Source organism: Bacillus sp. FSL K6-1033, from assembly GCF_038630765.1.
Lineage (GTDB): Bacteria > Bacillota > Bacilli > Bacillales > Bacillaceae > Bacillus > Bacillus altitudinis.
This window is the reverse complement of record NZ_CP152041.1, coordinates 1,419,995-1,436,321: the sequence shown is the minus strand read 5'-3', so window position 1 is coordinate 1,436,321 and position 16,327 is coordinate 1,419,995. Positions and strand designations below refer to the sequence as shown.

Annotated in this window: 22 protein-coding genes; 4 read left to right on the top strand and 18 right to left on the bottom strand. The window is 41.6% G+C overall.

The window, feature by feature from the left end; genetic code table 11:
* Positions 1-76: 76 nt before the first annotated feature.
* A complete protein-coding gene (gene bshC, locus MHH31_RS07310; RefSeq protein WP_342495415.1) occupies positions 77-1,696 on the bottom strand; it encodes a bacillithiol biosynthesis cysteine-adding enzyme BshC in 1,620 nt (539 codons plus the stop codon).
* Positions 1,697-1,761: 65 nt separating this feature from the next.
* Positions 1,762-2,655 (bottom strand): 2-dehydropantoate 2-reductase, encoded by an 894-nt coding sequence (locus MHH31_RS07305; protein WP_073413397.1) that lies wholly within the window; start codon positions 2,653-2,655, stop codon positions 1,762-1,764.
* Between the two features lie 210 nt (positions 2,656-2,865).
* Here MHH31_RS07305 and MHH31_RS07300 point away from each other — a divergent pair, with 210 nt between their 5' ends.
* The gene (locus MHH31_RS07300) at positions 2,866-3,345 is read left to right on the top strand and encodes an N-acetyltransferase (RefSeq protein ID WP_007499784.1); all 480 of its coding nucleotides are present in this window, start codon (positions 2,866-2,868) and stop codon (positions 3,343-3,345) included.
* A gap of 53 nt (positions 3,346-3,398) precedes the next feature.
* Here MHH31_RS07300 and gerR read toward each other — a convergent pair whose 3' ends face one another.
* The 3 genes from gerR to MHH31_RS07285 form a co-directional block, all read right to left on the bottom strand.
* Positions 3,399-3,938, bottom strand: a complete 540-nt coding sequence (gerR, locus tag MHH31_RS07295) for a sporulation-specific transcriptional regulator GerR (RefSeq protein ID WP_017359370.1) — start codon at positions 3,936-3,938, stop codon at positions 3,399-3,401.
* A gap of 138 nt (positions 3,939-4,076) precedes the next feature.
* Positions 4,077-4,250, bottom strand: a complete 174-nt coding sequence (gene rpmF, locus MHH31_RS07290) for a 50S ribosomal protein L32 (RefSeq protein WP_008354700.1) — start codon at positions 4,248-4,250, stop codon at positions 4,077-4,079.
* Positions 4,251-4,271: 21 nt separating this feature from the next.
* Entirely contained in the window at positions 4,272-4,790 is a 519-nt protein-coding gene (locus MHH31_RS07285) for a DUF177 domain-containing protein (RefSeq protein ID WP_024720301.1), read from the bottom strand.
* Between the two features lie 26 nt (positions 4,791-4,816).
* Between MHH31_RS07285 and MHH31_RS07280 the strand changes: the two genes are divergently transcribed.
* Positions 4,817-6,244 (top strand): nucleotidyltransferase, encoded by a 1,428-nt coding sequence (locus MHH31_RS07280; protein ID WP_034647877.1) that lies wholly within the window; start codon positions 4,817-4,819, stop codon positions 6,242-6,244.
* Between the two features lie 34 nt (positions 6,245-6,278).
* On the opposite strand, the gene MHH31_RS07275 is transcribed toward MHH31_RS07280, so the two are convergent.
* Complete coding sequence (locus MHH31_RS07275; protein ID WP_017359372.1) at positions 6,279-7,307, bottom strand: SepM family pheromone-processing serine protease; 1,029 nt, start codon at positions 7,305-7,307, stop codon at positions 6,279-6,281.
* Between the two features lie 4 nt (positions 7,308-7,311).
* A complete protein-coding gene (locus MHH31_RS07270; protein ID WP_007499796.1) occupies positions 7,312-8,091 on the bottom strand; it encodes a patatin-like phospholipase family protein in 780 nt (259 codons plus the stop codon).
* Positions 8,092-8,247: 156 nt separating this feature from the next.
* Between MHH31_RS07270 and ylbJ the strand changes: the two genes are divergently transcribed.
* Positions 8,248-9,456, top strand: a complete 1,209-nt coding sequence (gene ylbJ / locus MHH31_RS07265; protein WP_342495414.1) for a sporulation integral membrane protein YlbJ — start codon at positions 8,248-8,250, stop codon at positions 9,454-9,456.
* Positions 9,457-9,469: 13 nt separating this feature from the next.
* On the opposite strand, the gene coaD is transcribed toward ylbJ, so the two are convergent.
* From coaD to MHH31_RS07220, 9 genes are all read right to left on the bottom strand, one after another.
* A complete protein-coding gene (gene coaD, locus MHH31_RS07260; protein ID WP_007499803.1) occupies positions 9,470-9,952 on the bottom strand; it encodes a pantetheine-phosphate adenylyltransferase in 483 nt (160 codons plus the stop codon).
* 3 nt (positions 9,953-9,955) lie between these two features.
* Positions 9,956-10,513 (bottom strand): 16S rRNA (guanine(966)-N(2))-methyltransferase RsmD, encoded by a 558-nt coding sequence (rsmD, locus tag MHH31_RS07255; RefSeq protein WP_007499805.1) that lies wholly within the window; start codon positions 10,511-10,513, stop codon positions 9,956-9,958.
* A 312-nt stretch (positions 10,514-10,825) separates the two neighbouring features.
* Positions 10,826-11,098 (bottom strand): YlbG family protein, encoded by a 273-nt coding sequence (locus tag MHH31_RS07250; RefSeq protein WP_008345023.1) that lies wholly within the window; start codon positions 11,096-11,098, stop codon positions 10,826-10,828.
* Positions 11,099-11,163: 65 nt separating this feature from the next.
* Positions 11,164-11,613 (bottom strand): YlbF family regulator, encoded by a 450-nt coding sequence (locus MHH31_RS07245; protein WP_017359375.1) that lies wholly within the window; start codon positions 11,611-11,613, stop codon positions 11,164-11,166.
* A 57-nt stretch (positions 11,614-11,670) separates the two neighbouring features.
* Complete coding sequence (locus tag MHH31_RS07240) at positions 11,671-12,078, bottom strand: hypothetical protein (RefSeq protein ID WP_007499810.1); 408 nt, start codon at positions 12,076-12,078, stop codon at positions 11,671-11,673.
* Between the two features lie 73 nt (positions 12,079-12,151).
* Positions 12,152-12,400 carry a YlbE-like family protein gene (locus MHH31_RS07235; protein WP_017359376.1) on the bottom strand — a complete coding sequence of 83 codons (249 nt, stop codon included), beginning with the start codon at positions 12,398-12,400 and terminating at the stop codon, positions 12,152-12,154.
* Positions 12,401-12,419: 19 nt separating this feature from the next.
* Positions 12,420-12,833, bottom strand: a complete 414-nt coding sequence (locus MHH31_RS07230) for a YlbD family protein (protein WP_024720298.1) — start codon at positions 12,831-12,833, stop codon at positions 12,420-12,422.
* 109 nt (positions 12,834-12,942) lie between these two features.
* Complete coding sequence (locus MHH31_RS07225; RefSeq protein WP_058337381.1) at positions 12,943-13,986, bottom strand: CAP domain-containing protein; 1,044 nt, start codon at positions 13,984-13,986, stop codon at positions 12,943-12,945.
* Positions 13,987-14,108: 122 nt separating this feature from the next.
* Positions 14,109-14,531 carry a CBS domain-containing protein gene (locus tag MHH31_RS07220; protein ID WP_045034299.1) on the bottom strand — a complete coding sequence of 141 codons (423 nt, stop codon included), beginning with the start codon at positions 14,529-14,531 and terminating at the stop codon, positions 14,109-14,111.
* A 161-nt stretch (positions 14,532-14,692) separates the two neighbouring features.
* Between MHH31_RS07220 and MHH31_RS07215 the strand changes: the two genes are divergently transcribed.
* Positions 14,693-15,058, top strand: a complete 366-nt coding sequence (locus tag MHH31_RS07215; RefSeq protein WP_008345035.1) for a YugN family protein — start codon at positions 14,693-14,695, stop codon at positions 15,056-15,058.
* A gap of 30 nt (positions 15,059-15,088) precedes the next feature.
* Here the strand turns inward: MHH31_RS07215 and ctaG are convergent, their stop codons facing one another.
* The gene (ctaG, locus tag MHH31_RS07210) at positions 15,089-15,967 is read right to left on the bottom strand and encodes a cytochrome c oxidase assembly factor CtaG (protein WP_017367183.1); all 879 of its coding nucleotides are present in this window, start codon (positions 15,965-15,967) and stop codon (positions 15,089-15,091) included.
* A 30-nt stretch (positions 15,968-15,997) separates the two neighbouring features.
* The gene (gene ctaF, locus MHH31_RS07205; protein ID WP_003211520.1) at positions 15,998-16,327 is read right to left on the bottom strand and encodes a cytochrome c oxidase subunit IVB; all 330 of its coding nucleotides are present in this window, start codon (positions 16,325-16,327) and stop codon (positions 15,998-16,000) included.

Sequence of the window (16,327 nt, the reverse complement as noted above, 5' to 3'; positions counted from 1 at the left end):
CTCCACAAAACTTATTTTACACTGTTTCTACATAAAAAAAAACCCTGAACTAGTCAGGGTTCATTAAAACTTTATTTCAAAGTTTGACAATTTGTTGCTTGTTTTGAAATGAAAATGGCAGATTTTTGAACGTTTTGAAGAATTCTGGACCATATTTGTTTAAAAAGTACATGATATTCCAAATTCTTTCTTGTGGTGCTTCGAGTGGTTTTAAACTATTTTCAATCCGTTCAAAATCTCGAAGGATGTATCCTTCCTTCTCTTCCACACGCTTTGCAACCTTTTGATAAACAAATTGAAGCTGGTCTTCTATAAATTTGGCATTTTTATCTAATAGCTGTTCAAAGCCTGGTTCGATCTCTAGCGCTTCTTGTCTCATGGCCTCGTGAACATTCGCTAATTCACGTTTGGCATGTTGAACCGATTGAACGAAGCTGTCTGGAAGACTTTGCTGAAAGTGCGCATCCTTCTTTTCTTTCACGCCTTTTGTCAGCACTTCTTCAACTGACAATTCTCTTATCGGCAGCTTCTTATCAATATGCCTTTCAAGAATGGTGACGTGCAGTCTTGGAAGAACGGGTGCCATTTTGACATCGAAGTACTCGAAGATGCCTTTCAGCTCACCCCAATAATTCACTTCACCGTGTCCAGCCATAAAAGCAAGCGTTGGAAGAAGGGTTTCTTGCATCAATGGACGGGTCACCACATTATTGCTAAACCGCTCTGGGTGCTCCTCGACTTCCTGCAAAAGCTCATCTTTTGTCCAAGTAAGCCCCACTTCAGATATAGAAAATTGGCCATTCTCTTGTTCAATGAGGAAACGCTCATCATCATATTCGTAAAACAAGTTGGCTTGATGGTCACCAGCTTCAATAATCGGCTGATACCCCGCTTGTTCCATGGCAGCTTGCGTGTTATTTAAGTGAGCCACGATCGCATCACTCGACTCCACAATTTGCTTGAATAACGTACGTTCAAGTGGCTTCACGCCGAAGTCTCCTGAATTCAATAACAGCAGTCCATCTTCTTCAAATAGATCGCAAACAATCCACTCAAAGAAATCAGTAAACGTTTCTGATTTGCGCAAACATCGAAGAAGCTGATCAAACAAGTCATTTGTGTAAGCAGATTCCTCATAGGTTGAAAATACATCACGAAGCCATCTCTCTGTTTTCTCTTGGTGGAGAGGTGTTCTTTTCGCAGCTGTTTTTTTCACATGATGTAATGGAAGCTTTTGTTTGACTGGGCCTTTTTCGCCAGACGTGTACACAAAGTTAATTTCGTCTACGTCGTGATCTTCACCCGCTACCCAAAAGACCGGAATAACAGGAATGCCAAGCTCTGATTCTTTTTCTTTGGCAAACTGAATAATGGAAATGATTTTATGTATGGTATAAAGCGGACCTGTCAGTAGGCCTGCCTGCTGTCCTCCAACCACCATGACGCTCCGTTCATCACGGATCTTCTCAATATTCTCACGCATCGCAGCCGAATCAAATTTTGCATGGTATGCGCTCATATAATCCGCTAAAGCCTCGCGCGGGAAGCTCCTTTCCATGAGATCGTCGTATCTCTTTTTCCATGTGTGCTCAGAATGTATATCATAATCAAAAAAAGCAGTCATCTCTTTTTTTTCTTCTATATAATCACGTATGAATAAATTCTGACTTCGGATGGAAAGTTCAGTCAATTGCATGTTTAGAACTTCCTTTCTTCAATAAATAGTTAGTTTCCCGAAAAAAGTATAGCATGTAAATGAGCTCACTCAAAAGATTTTGTTTGCTTTTTTTCCAATACTTCCAAGCTTCTATTCAAGAAAGTGAGGAATGGCGGCGTCATCCCTTGACCTTGAGCTTTTTTTAAAAGGTAACCAATGATTGCTTTTCTTTCAGTTTGGCGGCCTTTGACGATATCTTGTAGCATTGACGATTGATTGGCAGCCGTTTGATGGCAAATTGATTTCACATGAGCCCATAGACGATCTTTCTCAAGCAACCCTAGAATGGAAACCGCTTCTTCAAATGCACATGTCATCATATGTTCATATGACGGGTTCGATACCAATTCCCCATTATTCACATGTAATAAAGCCGTCAACGGATTAATACACACATTGACGAGCAGCTTTTCCTCCAGTACTTTCTTCCATTCATCTGTATAAACCATTTGAAAATCGCATGTTGATAGTTCACTACCCATAGGTTCTTTTTCCTCATGCAGAAATGCTCCCCACTTGATGACACCAATTCCTGTATGGTTTACTGCGCGATCAGACACCTTCATTGCGCCATGCTCTACTACACCAATATATAACTGATGTGCCGTTTTCCAGTTCTTTAAATCGACGAGGTGGGCCATTCCGTTCTGCAAAAATAAGATCCGATGACGAGGCAGTCCCGATAATTCCCCTAGAACATCTTGCAGATGATGATACTTCACTGTCACAATCAGCAAATCAAATATTCCTTTGACCCCCGTATCGGCCCCAACAGCTGATTGAATGGTTTCCCCTCTTACCATTCGTTCGATGCCTAATGCTCGAATTTCTTCTGCCTGCTGTTTTCTTCTTGTAAAGACGGTGATGTCATGATGCTCTGATAAATAACTGGCACAAAGCAGACCAATCGCACCACCGCCAATGATTCCAATTTTCAATTGCCGCACTTCCCTTTTTCTGTTTACTTCATGTTATCAACTATTTTACCAGTTTCGTGCTACGATGCAAAAAGCAGATAACGCGCTATGATTGAATTTTTTTAATTAAAAAACTATAATAATAAGTGTAAAAACTTTTTTAGGCGGATGGGATGAAAACGCCTTCAATGACATCACTGTCGACATTATGTGTGTAAGGGGGAAGATCACATGACACAAGTAAAACGTCTTCTGATTAACTACAAAACATTAGAGGAATTTAAACAATTTAAGGAATATGGCATACAAGAACTTTCCATGCTTGAAGACCTAGAAAGTAATATGATTGAAAATGACAGCAACTCTCCATTTTATGGGATTTACTTTGGAGATAAGCTTGTGGCACGTATGAGCCTCTATCAAGTAGATGGCTCGACGACGACGTATTTTGACCATAATCATGATTATCTAGAGCTGTGGAAGCTAGAAGTGTTGCCAGGATATCAGCGTAAAGGTTACGGCGAAGCACTTGTTGATTTCGCAAAATCTTTTGGCCTTCCAATTCGAACGAATCCACGCGTCAAATCTGCCGGTTTTTGGGATAAAATGGGCTTTGAAGCGGTGAAATATGATATGGAACGCGATAAAGGAGAAAACCCACTCATTTGGGAGCCTGCACATATTCAAAAGAACACAGGTGAGTCCGCTTAATCATTTTAATCATTAAGAAAACGCCCCTCTTTCCATCTATGAGGGGCGTTTTCTTATTTTGCGTAATCTTTTAAGCTGATATTCTGTTTGACTCTTTCAACAATACCAATAAGTGCCCGGTAATCTTCTTCTGTCATTTTTAATTGACGTTTCAGCTGTTCATTTTCTTCGGTGAGTGATTTTAATTGATGCTGTGCATCTTTAAGCTCCTCCCGTAAATAAGCTGGACCAGATGGTTCTTTCTCAAGCTGCTCTAGAAACCGAATTACTTCTCGAAGCGTCAGTTCAGTCTGATCAGAAGATGCCTTCTCTTCTATGGTGAACGCATGCTGCGGTAAACCCGAAGAATGGATACCAATTTTTTTACGCAGTTCTTTTCGCTGTTTTTTGGCAAGCTCAATGCCTGCCTGGTACTGCTTTCTGACGTAAGAATTCCACCTGAATCCACATGCTGCTGCTGTTCTTGACAATGCTTTTCCAACCTCTTCAAATGCTGAAAGCTGGGTACCTCCATCTCGGATATGCCTTAAGACAACTTCTGCTAAAAGTAAATCTTCATCTTGTGTCCATGCGTCCTGCCGTGTAATCGTCAACTCATCATCCCCCCTGAATCTGAATACCACATCATATGCGCTTACTAGAGTAGATAGACTATTTGCAGGAGAGAAACCTAAAAAATAGATCAATAAAAAAACGCAAGGGAAGATTCCCTCACGTTTTTTTATCAAGCATTAGTTGCTTTTTACGTCTTTGCCTTTGTATGTTCCGCAAGATTTGCAGACACGATGAGAAATTTTCATTTCACCGCATTCTGGGCAAGCTACCATACCAGGTACTTGTAGTTTGAAATGCGTACGACGCAATCTTTTTTTCATTTTAGAAGTTCTTCTAAAAGGTACAGCCATTATTCCCACCTCCTTAAAGAGTTAAGATTCATTATTTTCTTCTAAGAGCTTCTTCAAGCCTTCCAGACGAGGATCAATTCGGTTTTGATGTGCATCTTCCGAAATGACCGCCCAGTCATTCCCTTCCTGTGGTGCAGCACCTTTTACGCCAGCTTGGTCGCAAAAGATTTGCATGGGCACTTCAAGAAGAATTTCTTCCTTGACTATAGGCGTTAAGTCGATGATATCGTCTTCTACAATAGAAACGTCTTCATCTTCTATGTCGTCTGTCTTATGAAGTACAAATAGTTCTTTTGTTGAAATCGCAAATGGATAATTTACATCAACAAGCGTTCTTGAACAAGGCAATGTCATTTCACCTGTGATGGTTAAATCAAATGCGACTTGCTTTGATTCGATCACTCCAGTCCCTTTCACCTCTACTGGTGAAATACGACGTATATCTGAATGAAGGCTAGTAAGTTCATTTAAGTCAACCGTCTCATGAAAATCGAAGCTGTTTTTAGCTTTTTGATGTAACTGATAAACTGTCCATTTCAATTGTATCACCTCTAAGAGCAACAAACATGATTATAGCTTTCATCATGCTATTTGTCAATATTTTTTCTTTACAGTCCTTCATGATGTCAAAGGGCTGTTTGACATCAGTTCTCGGAATGCCTACACTGAAAAAAATGGTCTTCATTTTTCCCTTATGCTACTGTAGCACAGACCATTTAACCATAGCAAGAAAGGCGGAACATCTATTGAAAGCAGTGGGAGTCGTTGTCGAGTACAATCCATTTCATTATGGGCATGCCTATCATGTGAATCAGGCGAAAAAACAAACCTCCTCAGATGTTGCCATTGCCGTTATGAGCGGTTCTTTCCTCCAGCGCGGGGAGCCTGCCATCGTCTCAAAATGGGCACGTACAAAAATGGCACTGCAAAACGGCGTAGACATTGTGTGTGAGCTTCCATACATATATGCCGTACAAAAGGCAGAAACCTTCGCCAATGGCGCTGTGTCCATCCTCGATGCATTAAAATGCCATTCTCTTTTTTTCGGCAGTGAGGATGGAGAGATCAACGCATTTGAGCGCACAGCACACGCTTGGCATGAAAAAAAGGCAGAGATTGATCTTTTAACAAAAGAAAAGGTGAAAGAAGGCCTTAGTTATCCAGCAGCAGCAGCAGGTGCGTTTCAAGAGGCCATTCATTCTGAACACTTACTGGATTTGTCCAAACCAAATAACATTTTAGGCTTTCATTATGTTAAAGCCATCTTAGAGAGAGCTCCTCACATGCAGCCTTTTACGTCTCAAAGAATTGCATCTGATTATCATGATGAAGAACTGCCTGACAACCAAAAAATCGCAAGCGCCACAAGTATCCGAAAAGCATTAAAAGAACAGAGCTCATTTCAAGAAGTCACGCCCTACCTACCAGACGCTACTTTAAAGCAATTACACGACTATCATTCTTCATATGGTCTTTTACATACGCAAGAAGCCTATTTTCGCTTTCTGAAACATGTTTTTCATACAATGGATACGAGTGAATTAGAGGGCATCTATGAAATTGAAGAAGGCATTGAACACCGCATGCAAAAAGCCATAACACATGCGTCTTCCTACGATGAGTATCTATCACTTGTCAAAACAAAACGATATACGTGGACAAGGTTACAGCGGATGAATACGCATCTATTAATGAACATGAAGAAAAAGACGATGCACGAGCTGCTTGAAGAGAAAAAAGCGCCCTATATTCGTTTACTTGGAATGACAAGGAAAGGACAACAGTACTTGTCTCTTGTAAAAAAAGAGTTGGATGTACCACTTGTGAGTAAACTGTCTTCCTTTTCACATCCCGCCCTTGATCTTGATATTCGCGCTTCAAGGGTGTTCAGCCTTCCCATCTCTGAACCCATGCAAACAGAGTTAACAAAAGCAGAGTTTAAAACATCACCGATTCGATATGATGAAGAGAGCGGACTCTTTTCATCTCGATAGAAAAAAAGCAGCCTGCAAGTCAGGCTGCTCTTTTTTATGATGCTTTCTCTTTTAATTTGTTTAAATAGTTTAGTGCGTCCTGCATGGTATCCACAGGAACGATTTTCATATCACTTTTAATATCTTTTGCTGTTTTGACTGCATTTTTGTAGTCAGAGTTTGGGTCACCTTTATCATTCGGTGCAAAGAAGATGTCTTTCCCTGCTTTGTCTGCTGCAACAACCTTTTGATCAATTCCGCCAATCGGTCCGACTGTACCATCTGCATCAATCGTTCCAGTTCCTGCGATCGCATAGCCATGTGTTTCATCTTCTTTTGTCAGCTGATTGTAAATTTCAAGTGACATCATTAAACCAGCCGATGGACCGCCGATGTTTTCAATATCCACTTTCACAGAAGGAGACACTTTCACATGACGGTCTGTAAATAGTGATACGCCAATTCCCACTCGTTTTGGCTCTTCTTTAAATGGTTTTAACGTCACGTTCTGCGTAATTTCTTTGCCATTACGTTCAAGTACAAAACGGACAGTCGTGCCTGCTTTTTTACTGCTGATATACGAAACCATTTTATCTGCTGACTCATATGTATGGCCGTCGACGCTTTTGATCTTATCGCCCACTTCAATCTTCCCATATGCAGGCATTCCTTTCATCACATAGCTCGCATATACCCCATTAAACGTATAATCTACTTTTTTTCCCGCTTTTGTATAAGCGGCAATCATTGCATTTTCTTGAGAACTTTTCATGAGCTGCAGCTGCCGTTTCATATAATCCTCATCAGACTCTCCGTCCGCTTTAATATTTTCTTCTGGAACGATTTCGTCATACTTGTTCATTTTTGCAAGCAAATACGTATATGGATTGGCTGGACCTACTTTAATGGTCATAAGAGAAAAGCTGCCCTTCTCGCCATATCCTCCGTCTACTTGAATGTGTGGCGCAATTTCTGTTGCATCACCTGGCTTTGTGACGTAATAGGGCAGTTTCACAAAAGTTAAGCCAAATAAGACTAGAACAACAGCAAAAAAGCTGAGCCAGCGAATATTTAATTTTTTCATTCGATTAACACTCCCATTTATCAATGACATCTTTCAGTTTTTCTTTTAGTTGGTCGGCGGCGAGTTCACCTGCTTCAATCATTTCTTGAACCTGTGTAAACGCACTAGAGCTAAAGGTCTCGAGCTTCGGCCGAATCATGAGATCTGCATGAATGGTTTGGTGACGAACCAATTCATTTTGAAGGATGTCCAAACTTTGCATAATGACATCCGATAATCTCGTTGCCTTTTCTGTTTTTTTCACCCTTGATACATCAGAGGCGATAATGAGATCTGCCCCCATTTCTTTGAGAACAGAGACAGGAATGCGGTCCACTACCGCTCCATCCACCAATTGCCTGCCGCCTATTTCATGCGGAACAAACACACCCGGAATGCTAATGCTTGCCCTGACTGCTTGTGAGACAGACCCTTCTTTGAACACAACCTTCTCCCCTGTCTGAAGGTCACAGGCGACAATCGCAAGAGGCACGCGCATTTCTTCAATATTCTTCCCATATGTAAACGTGTGAATCAGCTGCAAAATTCGATTTCCTTTTAACAGACCGATTTTTGGCAGTGTATAGTCAGCATAATACTTTCTTCTGAAGACAAGTGCAAGTTTTTTCATTTTTTCTACGTCTTGTCCTGCTGCATAAAAGCTCCCCACAAGAGCACCAATACTGCTTCCTGCGATCATATCCACCTGAATTCCTTGTTTCTCAAGACTAGATAAAACCCCGATATGCGCCATCCCTCTGGCACCCCCGGAGCCCAGCGCAAGCCCGATAATCGGTCGTTTCATGAATCCACCCTCCTCTTTCTATGCATATATACGAATCTATAGGTCTAAACATGCCCCTTCTCATCGTATAGTAATAGAAGACAGGCTCGGCTAGCATCTCTTTTTCTTTAATCACGAGCTCGCCAATAGATTATAACGGCAAGGGGCGACATCTCCATGAAAAAATGGAACACTCTGTTCATCGCTGCTTTTTTTATCTTTTTAACAGCCACTGTGATTACACATCCACAAGCCTCTTTGCAAGCATCGAAAAATGGACTTGCAATGTGGTGGGAAGTGGTTTTTCCATCGCTACTACCTTTTTTTATTTTGTCCGAGCTATTAATCAGTTTCGGGATTGTCAGATTTGTCGGCGTATTATTAGAGCCATTTATGCGGCCTATCTTTCGGGTGCCTGGTGTCGGCGGATTTGTGCTGGCGATGGGAATGGCCTCTGGTTTTCCTTCTGGCGCTAAATTGACGACAAGACTTCGGCAGGAAGGACAGCTGACAAGAATTGAAGCAGAACGCCTTGTGTCGTTTACCAATTCTTCAAACCCTTTGTTCATTTTTGGAGCAGTGGCTGTAGGATTTTTTCATCACCCAGCTTTAGGCATTGTGTTAGCCTGTGCACATTATTTAGGAAATCTCGCGGTTGGGGTGACGATGCGCGGATATAAAGCACGTCATGATGCGCACCTCAGAAGCCGAAAAGGATTTTTATTGCCTCCAATTCGAGAAGCATTCAGCGCTCTTCATACGGCAAGACTTGCAGAGAAAAGACCACTTGGCCAAATATTAAGTGACGCTGTCATGTCATCTGTTCAAACGCTCTTTATGATTGGCGGCTTTATCATTTTATTTTCTGTCTTTAGTCAAATGCTCGCTGTCGTTCATGTAACAGATCTTCTCTCTATCGGGATCGGCTCTATACTGAAAACGATGCACCTTCCGCCGGAATTAGATCTAGCCATGATTGCGGGTCTATTTGAAATCACATTAGGAAGTCAGCTCACAGGGTCACAAGAGGTTTCCCTGCTCGCTAAAACAATTGTGGTCAGCTTTATTTTGGGATTTAGCGGATTCTCCGTTCAAGCTCAGGTAGCTGGCATTTTGGCAGCAACCGATATACGCTTTAAACCGTTTTTCTTCGCCCGTTTGCTTCACGGTATTTACGCAGCCGTCTTTGCTTTTTTGTTATTCAAACCCCTTTATGTCTCTAAAGCAGACATGGCGCTTCCAGCAGGGGCATTTGAAACAAGCGAGCAAGTCGTGATGTTTAGCAACGTGTTATGGAATCAGCTTGTATCTGCTGGTCCTCTCATCACCTTGTTCAGTCTGATCGTGTATATTGCGCTCTATTATCAGAAATTAAAAAATGGATGAGTGCACAATGCACTCATCCATTAAATTTCTCTTTCAGCGCAGCTTCGACCTCTTGCGGTACAAGCTCTTTGACTGATCCATGATATTTCGCTACTTCTTTAACAATGCTTGAACTTAAGAAGGAGTATTGATTATTCGTCATCATAAAGAACGTTTCAATGTCATCATTCAACACTTTGTTCATTGATGTCCCTTGCATCTCGTATTCAAAGTCCGTCACCGCTCTAAGTCCGCGTAAAATGACTTTCGCCTCTTTTTGTTTCGCATAATCAACGAGCAGTCCATGAAAGGATTCCACTTTGATATTTGGTAGCTCCTTTGTTGCTTGACGAATGAGTTCACATCGCTCTTCAACAGTAAACAACGGCTTTTTTGACGAGTTATTGAGGACGCACACATATACTTCATCAAAAATCTTTGCCCCTCTTTTGATAATATCCAAATGGCCCAATGTGACTGGATCGAAGCTACCCGGACAAACGGCTATATTCCCCATGCTTTAATTTCCCCGCTTTCTATAGATCGTAATGCCAGTCATTCCGTACATTTCCTGCCTTGAGATATGCAGCTGTCCTGCTTCCTCTGGCAGTGTCACATCTTTATCATGCTCACACACAATGACGCCATCATCTGCTAATAAGGAATGCTCATCAATCGTATCAAGAAGTGCTTTCAACTTTTGATCTTTATACGGCGGATCAAGGAAGATGGCTTGAAAAGATTCTTCTCGCTTCACTACAGCGGCGAGTGCACGGTTTGCATCATTTCGAAACACTTCACTTTGATCCATCAGCGACAATTGATTCAAGTTGCCTTTAATCGTCTGAATCGCCTTCATATCTCGATCCACAAATATACAATGATCGAATCCTCTAGAAAGCGCTTCAATTCCTAAACCACCACTTCCAGCAAATAAATCAAGGGCCCATCCCCCATCAAAATACGGTCCAATCATATTAAAAATGGATTCTTTTACTTTATCTGTTGTTGGTCTTGTTGATTGGCCGGGTACGGCTTTCAGCGTGCGGCCTTTTTTTGTTCCAGAAATCACTCTCATTTTTCCACCACTTTTTCTGCTTGCATCTATTGAATATTGTTTGATGACAAAAAATTCAACATTATCTTACCATATCCACTCCACATGGGACAATGCACTGAATTCCATTCATTTTCTATGTATAGATCACAAAAGAGAGGGTCATACTACTGTTAACAGCATCTGATGTGGTGCTGTTGCCAACCGCGGAGAAGACTTACGTTTCCCCATAAGTTCTTCCTCCGGTTTCTCCTCTCCCTTTGCCTTCTCCTTAATGAATCATTAAGAATAGAAGGACCCCGCGGGTGATGCCGCGGGGATTTTTTTGTGTCTTTAAAAGCCCACCTTATAATCATACTCTTTTGCTTTGTCCAATTTCGATTCGTACTCTAATTTAATAAAAGGTTTATAGGAAGGCTCAACACGTTTTACAAATGGCAATGAACTGAGCTTTGCCATATGGCGCTCAAGATCATTCATATCACAATAAATCACTGCATATTTCATTTTCCTTGAAATATAGTGAACATTCCCAAATTTCCTTAGCGCTTTTGACTGCTTTAACGAATGCAGCCAAACGACCATCCCTTGACGTTTGGTATCCATCTTTTCACCTGCCGCTTTTCAATTCTTTCCGTTCATTATGTAAAAGACGAGACGTTCAAGTCTCGTCAAGATACTTTACAGCCACAGCTGCCTCCTGATCCACAGCCACCGCCGCATGATGATAGACCATCAAAATATGGGTTCCCTGTTGGAACTTTAATATATGCTGATACAGCTTGACCGATTTCAATACTAATCTCATCTAAGATGGATTGAATCGCTGTTTCTGCTTTTTTGAAATCAACCACTGTATCGTGAAGATCTAGCTTTCTTTTGACCTCACGCATTTCTTTTGAGATCGTTCTATAGTCCGGATGGTATTTGCCGAACCGCTGCACATCTTCATATTGCTCTTTTACTTTTGTAAAATGGGCAATAATTTGTTGGGCTTCTTCGTCTTGCTGGAGACGCTTAAAGCAGTTGCGGTAATGTTCAGCCTCCTCCGACTGAAGAATCATGGCAGCCAATTGATTTGCTTCCTCTTGGAGCTCCACGAATTCGATTGTCGCATACATAAATGTTGCACCTCCAATTCATAGTTTACCACGAAACCTATGGATCAGAAAATGCTTTTACGTGACAAATACATCCCACGTCTCTCTTTTCTGCTTATATTCAGGGTGACGAGAATTTAGCACAACGGTCATTTTATGCTTTCCTTTTGAAAGGTGCTTGACCACAAACGCCGCAGTATACTCATTGCCTGCCCGTTTCCCGTCTACATACACAGTAAAATACCCAGCCTTCTTATCCTTTTTTAGGGGTGAAGGTTCAAGGTGAAAATCTTGAAGTGTACTTTCTATATACACAACAGATCCCTGCACTTTGTATTTTAAAAAGCCTTGCTGCTTCATTTCACTTTGCGTCTGTTGCATGACTGGTACTGCTGGTTCTTGCCTAGTTACTTGCTCTTGATCATGTTGACTTTGACATCCGGTGAGAAGAAAAAGCAATGCGCATATTGACAGCATCCATTTCATGTTCTGATTCTCCTTTCGTCTACTTTCATAGGATGCTCATGAAATAGACATCTTAATCAACTCAAAAAAAGCCTCACCCGGCTCCATTTTGATTGCGCATTGCTTGGAACATCTGGATCATCATTTCAGCCATTTGGACACTATTGCTCAACTGGCTCACACGATGAGGAATGGTTTTTTCGTAAAAGTTCATTTTATCTAATTCAAACGAAGTGACATTTTCAGGATGCCGCGTTAACTGTCTATACCAGAGTGGGCGCTGCCTGATGAATTTGATTCGATCCTCTTCGGCCATGACAAACTCTTGTACTTCTCTCCGCACCAAAAGCATCCCCTTTCAATTAATCTTTCCTGAAGGAGAATGGGTGCTGGCTGCCTCCAGATGAACCCTTCTTTGAGCCATTTGATGAAAATTGACCGAGTAAGCTTTGTAAAGAGGAAATAGACTGGCTCATTTTATTAATTTGTTCATTCATTTGATCAGCGTCCATTTTTTTCACTGCAGAAACCATTTTAGACATAAAATCTGCTTTTCCCGGTTCACTTTGCTTAGCGGCTTTTTCTTCTTTTGCTTCTTCCGTTTGTGTTTGTCGGTAAGGAGACCACATGTCATCTTCCTCACCAAACATGACCCAATTCTCGTATAAACTTTGCCAGCTTTTTTCTTGCGTCTGCACTTCTTGAATTAATTTCGGATGGCGTCTGACGAACTGTTTAAATTCATCAATGGATGTTTGCTTTTGCTTATTTGTCATATCCTCACCCCCCATACAAATGCCTACTATACTATATACATCTGGGTCTATTTTGGTGAGCCCTTTTCATAAAAAAACAGCCGCCATCTGTGCGCAGCTGTTTAGAGGATTAAGACGTTTTCTTAATGAAGTTTTGTGTATAATACTTTTCTTTCACACCAACGCCAAGGTGCGTGTAATCTTGATTTAACAATGCCTTCCGGTGACCTTCGCTATTCAGCCAGCCTTCTACAGCTGCAGGGCCATCAACATAATTATACGCAATGTTTTCCCCCGCAAGCTGAAATGCGACCTCGCCTCTTTCTAACCGGTCTTTCAGCGTGCCGTATTTTTTAGATTCATGGGAGAAATAATGATTATCCTTCATGTCCTCACTATGCATGAATGCCACTTCAGAGGTTTCATCGTCCCACTTTAAGGTCGGCAGTTTGTACTTATGGCGGATAATATTGGTCATATCAAAAATTTGTTTTTGACTCGACGCTTCAATATCCTTCCACTTTTCGCCTGATATCGCCTCAGGTTCAATTAATTGACCTCGATAAACGACTTCATACGGCTTTTGTTTGACAAATGTATCTGCGTTAAAGGCTCGAATGCTCGAAAGAGTGCTTTCAAACTTATCCATGTAGAGCTGGACATACACATCATCTCCCACTTTCACCGTCGGCCTGGTATTCATATCATCTTCTGAGAATTCAAAGCGATATGAATTTCCCTCGTCCTCTACATGAATGTAAGGAGCGATTTGTGTTTTTTTAAACACTTCACTTGTGGCTTGACCGATTTTAAACGGCTCAACATTCAGCCCATCCCCTGTCGCAAACAAGGTCACCACTTTACTGTCCTTTACCCCTACTTGAATATAGTGCTTCTTCGATTGATTGTATATCCACCAGTCATAATCATATGCGGAAGGATCAATGCGATCTGGTTCCCCTAGCTGTTTAAGCACTTCGTTTGAAGACTTCCCCATAAAGGACATGAGACCTTTTTTCGGAATGTTGATCGGCTTATCGCTAGATGTTTCTTCATTAGACACCTTCGGCTCATTGCTGTTTTCTTTTTCTGGTGAAGATCCATATTGAATAAACAGAACATACGTTCCAGATATAATCAGGAGGATGAAGAGTGTTTTCAGTACAGTTTTCAAATAAACACCTCCGTTAAATTGGCAAGGTACAAAAAGTACCTTCTACTGTCATTTAAACAAAACTTGCTCCATTTATCAACGACAATACAGCCTATTTAACACGAATTTAAAATATGCCCCTCCTAATGAAGAAATCCTTGGCCATGATCCTGGTCTTGTTGAGAGATTTCCGTCAGAGCATCACCTGCACGATCGTTTGATAAATCTTCAACTGATAAATCCCCAAGGGCTACGATTCCTGTGAGTGCCCCGTTTTTGACAACTGGGATACGGCGGAGCTGATGTTCTGACATCAACCGGACAATTTCTTCTAGGGTTGCATCTTCTTCAGCTGTCAAAACTTCCTTCGTCATGAGGGCACCAACCTCTTGTGAGTTCGGCTTTTTCTCAGCAATACCTCTAAGTACAAGGTCGCGGTCTGTGACAATACCAACAAGCTGATCTCCGTCGACTACTGGAATGGCACCAATGTCAGCATCTTTCATTTTGACTGCCGCTTCATATGCATTGTCGTCCTTTTGCAACGTCACTACTTTTTTCGTCATGATATCTTTGATTTTTTTCGTTTTCACGTTGATTCCTCCATCCGTTATTTTCTTTATTACTGTAACCAGCTTATAAAAGAACATACCTTTCACAGTTGAAAGTTTAACGCTTTCATACTATGATTGTCAGTAAAGGGAATTTTTATAAGGAGGGGTTTTGGGTGAAGTTTGAAGGTACGGGGATTGAAAAGGTATCAGCTGACTTAAATAAATTGGATTTCATTATGGAAAGTGAAGGATTTGTACGAGCCGATCAATGGGATTATGAGCGTGTGACGTACGACAGGAAGTATAACATGGTAGAGGGGACGTTTTACTTACGGATCTCTGGCTACGCCACTGAGGGAGATGTCGGCTCCAAAAAAGCCCACATCCAGCTGCTGACACCTTTACTTGGAAAACACTATTATCCGCATGGTGTTGAATATGGAGAAGGCGAAGATTTCCCTAAATCTCTTATTCAATCCAGCAAAAAAACACTGAACCAATTGAAAGAAAAACTAGAAGCGATAACTGCTGAAGCATAAAAGCACAGCCCCTGCGGCTGTGCTTTTCATTTATTCATATTTCGGAATGAGCGCATCTGGTACGGCATCTTTCGCTCTTTCTTTTCTCGCCCAGTCAAAGAAGACAACAGCAAGAATCGATCCGTATACAATCTCCTGAATGATTTTCATCAAAATAGCACCTAGCTGCTGATCTTCTAGCAGCGGCAATGTATGAAACATGTCAGGTCCCGTAAGCGCAAGACCAGCAAGCATATCACTCGGTACGCATAGGTGCAGTGCTTGTATCCATGCGCCGGCATCTGAATAAGTGGCATAGATAGGCGCTTCACTAAACATAATGAGTGCGCAGGCAGGTGTCATTAAAATCCCATCTGCCATAATATATCCAAGCTTTAAAATGCCTGTAATCTGCGGCTGACTTTGCACTTTATGGACAAGCGGCCACCACATGAAAAAGGCAGCGATAAAAATGACAACCGTCATCAATGCGTGATAAAACGGATCTGTTTTGACAAAATCGAACACAAGCGGAATATGATACAGCGAAAACAACCCGTTAAAACCGAGTAAGGCAATCAACGGCTTAGAAAACAAGCGGAAAATCGGCTGAATACCCCGTGTTTGAATGATCCGCTCCCAAATCGCCGCAGGTAAACCTGTGATAAGAAGGGGCGGGATGACCAAATAGAGCACTGCCATTTGCGCCATATGCGCACTGAACATAATATGCCCCATTAAATCAATCGGGCTCCCCTTCACTGCATAAAGCAACACAAGCCCCGTGAGAAACAGCGTTTTCTCTTTCACCGTCGCACGGTGCTTACCCTTCGTCACGAGAAGCAGATAAAAAGCGGCTGCTGCTACAATACATGTCAAATAGTAAGGACTCCATAATGCACGAAATCCAAATATCTCTAAGTTTTCCATTGCTGCGCCTCCTTCAAGGGCAAAGCGAGCTTACCACCAAATAATGGTCAAAAAGGCTAAAACGGTAATAAACGCGACAAACACACCTGAGTAAAGAAACAACGCGGGTGTTTCATGCCCTTTTTGGTTCATGTGCATAAAATAATAAAGCTGAAAAGCGACCTGAATCACTGCAAGCAGTAAAATAAAAGGGACAGCGAACCAATTTCCGACGTCTTCAGAGGCGATTGTTAAAAAGGCAACAAACGTTAAACCAATCATCAAGCCGAAAGAAATGAGCTGATGCTTCATTTCTTCGGCATTTTTCTTTTTCCGATAGACAAGATCGACTTTGGACTGATTTGTGTTTTTATTTCCCAT

What these genes read in the sequence shown, in the direction of transcription:
- MHH31_RS07245 (WP_017359375.1), bottom strand. Translation starts at nt 11,613, where the DNA reads ATGTATGCGACAATCGAATTCGTGGAGCTCCAAGAGGAAGCAAATCAA.
- bshC (WP_342495415.1), bottom strand. Translation starts at nt 1,696, where the DNA reads ATGCAATTGACTGAACTTTCCATCCGAAGTCAGAATTTATTCATACGT.
- MHH31_RS07275 (WP_017359372.1), bottom strand. Translation starts at nt 7,307, where the DNA reads ATGAAAAAATTAAATATTCGCTGGCTCAGCTTTTTTGCTGTTGTTCTA.
- MHH31_RS07230 (WP_024720298.1), bottom strand. Translation starts at nt 12,833, where the DNA reads ATGACAAATAAGCAAAAGCAAACATCCATTGATGAATTTAAACAGTTC.
- coaD (WP_007499803.1), bottom strand. Translation starts at nt 9,952, where the DNA reads ATGGGGAATATAGCCGTTTGTCCGGGTAGCTTCGATCCAGTCACATTG.
- MHH31_RS07280 (WP_034647877.1), top strand. Translation starts at nt 4,817, where the DNA reads ATGATTATAGCTTTCATCATGCTATTTGTCAATATTTTTTCTTTACAG.
- MHH31_RS07250 (WP_008345023.1), bottom strand. Translation starts at nt 11,098, where the DNA reads ATGGATACCAAACGTCAAGGGATGGTCGTTTGGCTGCATTCGTTAAAG.
- MHH31_RS07220 (WP_045034299.1), bottom strand. Translation starts at nt 14,531, where the DNA reads ATGACGAAAAAAGTAGTGACGTTGCAAAAGGACGACAATGCATATGAA.
- rpmF (WP_008354700.1), bottom strand. Translation starts at nt 4,250, where the DNA reads ATGGCTGTACCTTTTAGAAGAACTTCTAAAATGAAAAAAAGATTGCGT.
- ctaF (WP_003211520.1), bottom strand. Translation starts at nt 16,327, where the DNA reads ATGGGAAATAAAAACACAAATCAGTCCAAAGTCGATCTTGTCTATCGG.
- ctaG (WP_017367183.1), bottom strand. Translation starts at nt 15,967, where the DNA reads ATGGAAAACTTAGAGATATTTGGATTTCGTGCATTATGGAGTCCTTAC.
- MHH31_RS07270 (WP_007499796.1), bottom strand. Translation starts at nt 8,091, where the DNA reads ATGAAACGACCGATTATCGGGCTTGCGCTGGGCTCCGGGGGTGCCAGA.
- MHH31_RS07300 (WP_007499784.1), top strand. Translation starts at nt 2,866, where the DNA reads ATGACACAAGTAAAACGTCTTCTGATTAACTACAAAACATTAGAGGAA.
- MHH31_RS07240 (WP_007499810.1), bottom strand. Translation starts at nt 12,078, where the DNA reads ATGAAATGGATGCTGTCAATATGCGCATTGCTTTTTCTTCTCACCGGA.
- ylbJ (WP_342495414.1), top strand. Translation starts at nt 8,248, where the DNA reads ATGAAAAAATGGAACACTCTGTTCATCGCTGCTTTTTTTATCTTTTTA.
- rsmD (WP_007499805.1), bottom strand. Translation starts at nt 10,513, where the DNA reads ATGAGAGTGATTTCTGGAACAAAAAAAGGCCGCACGCTGAAAGCCGTA.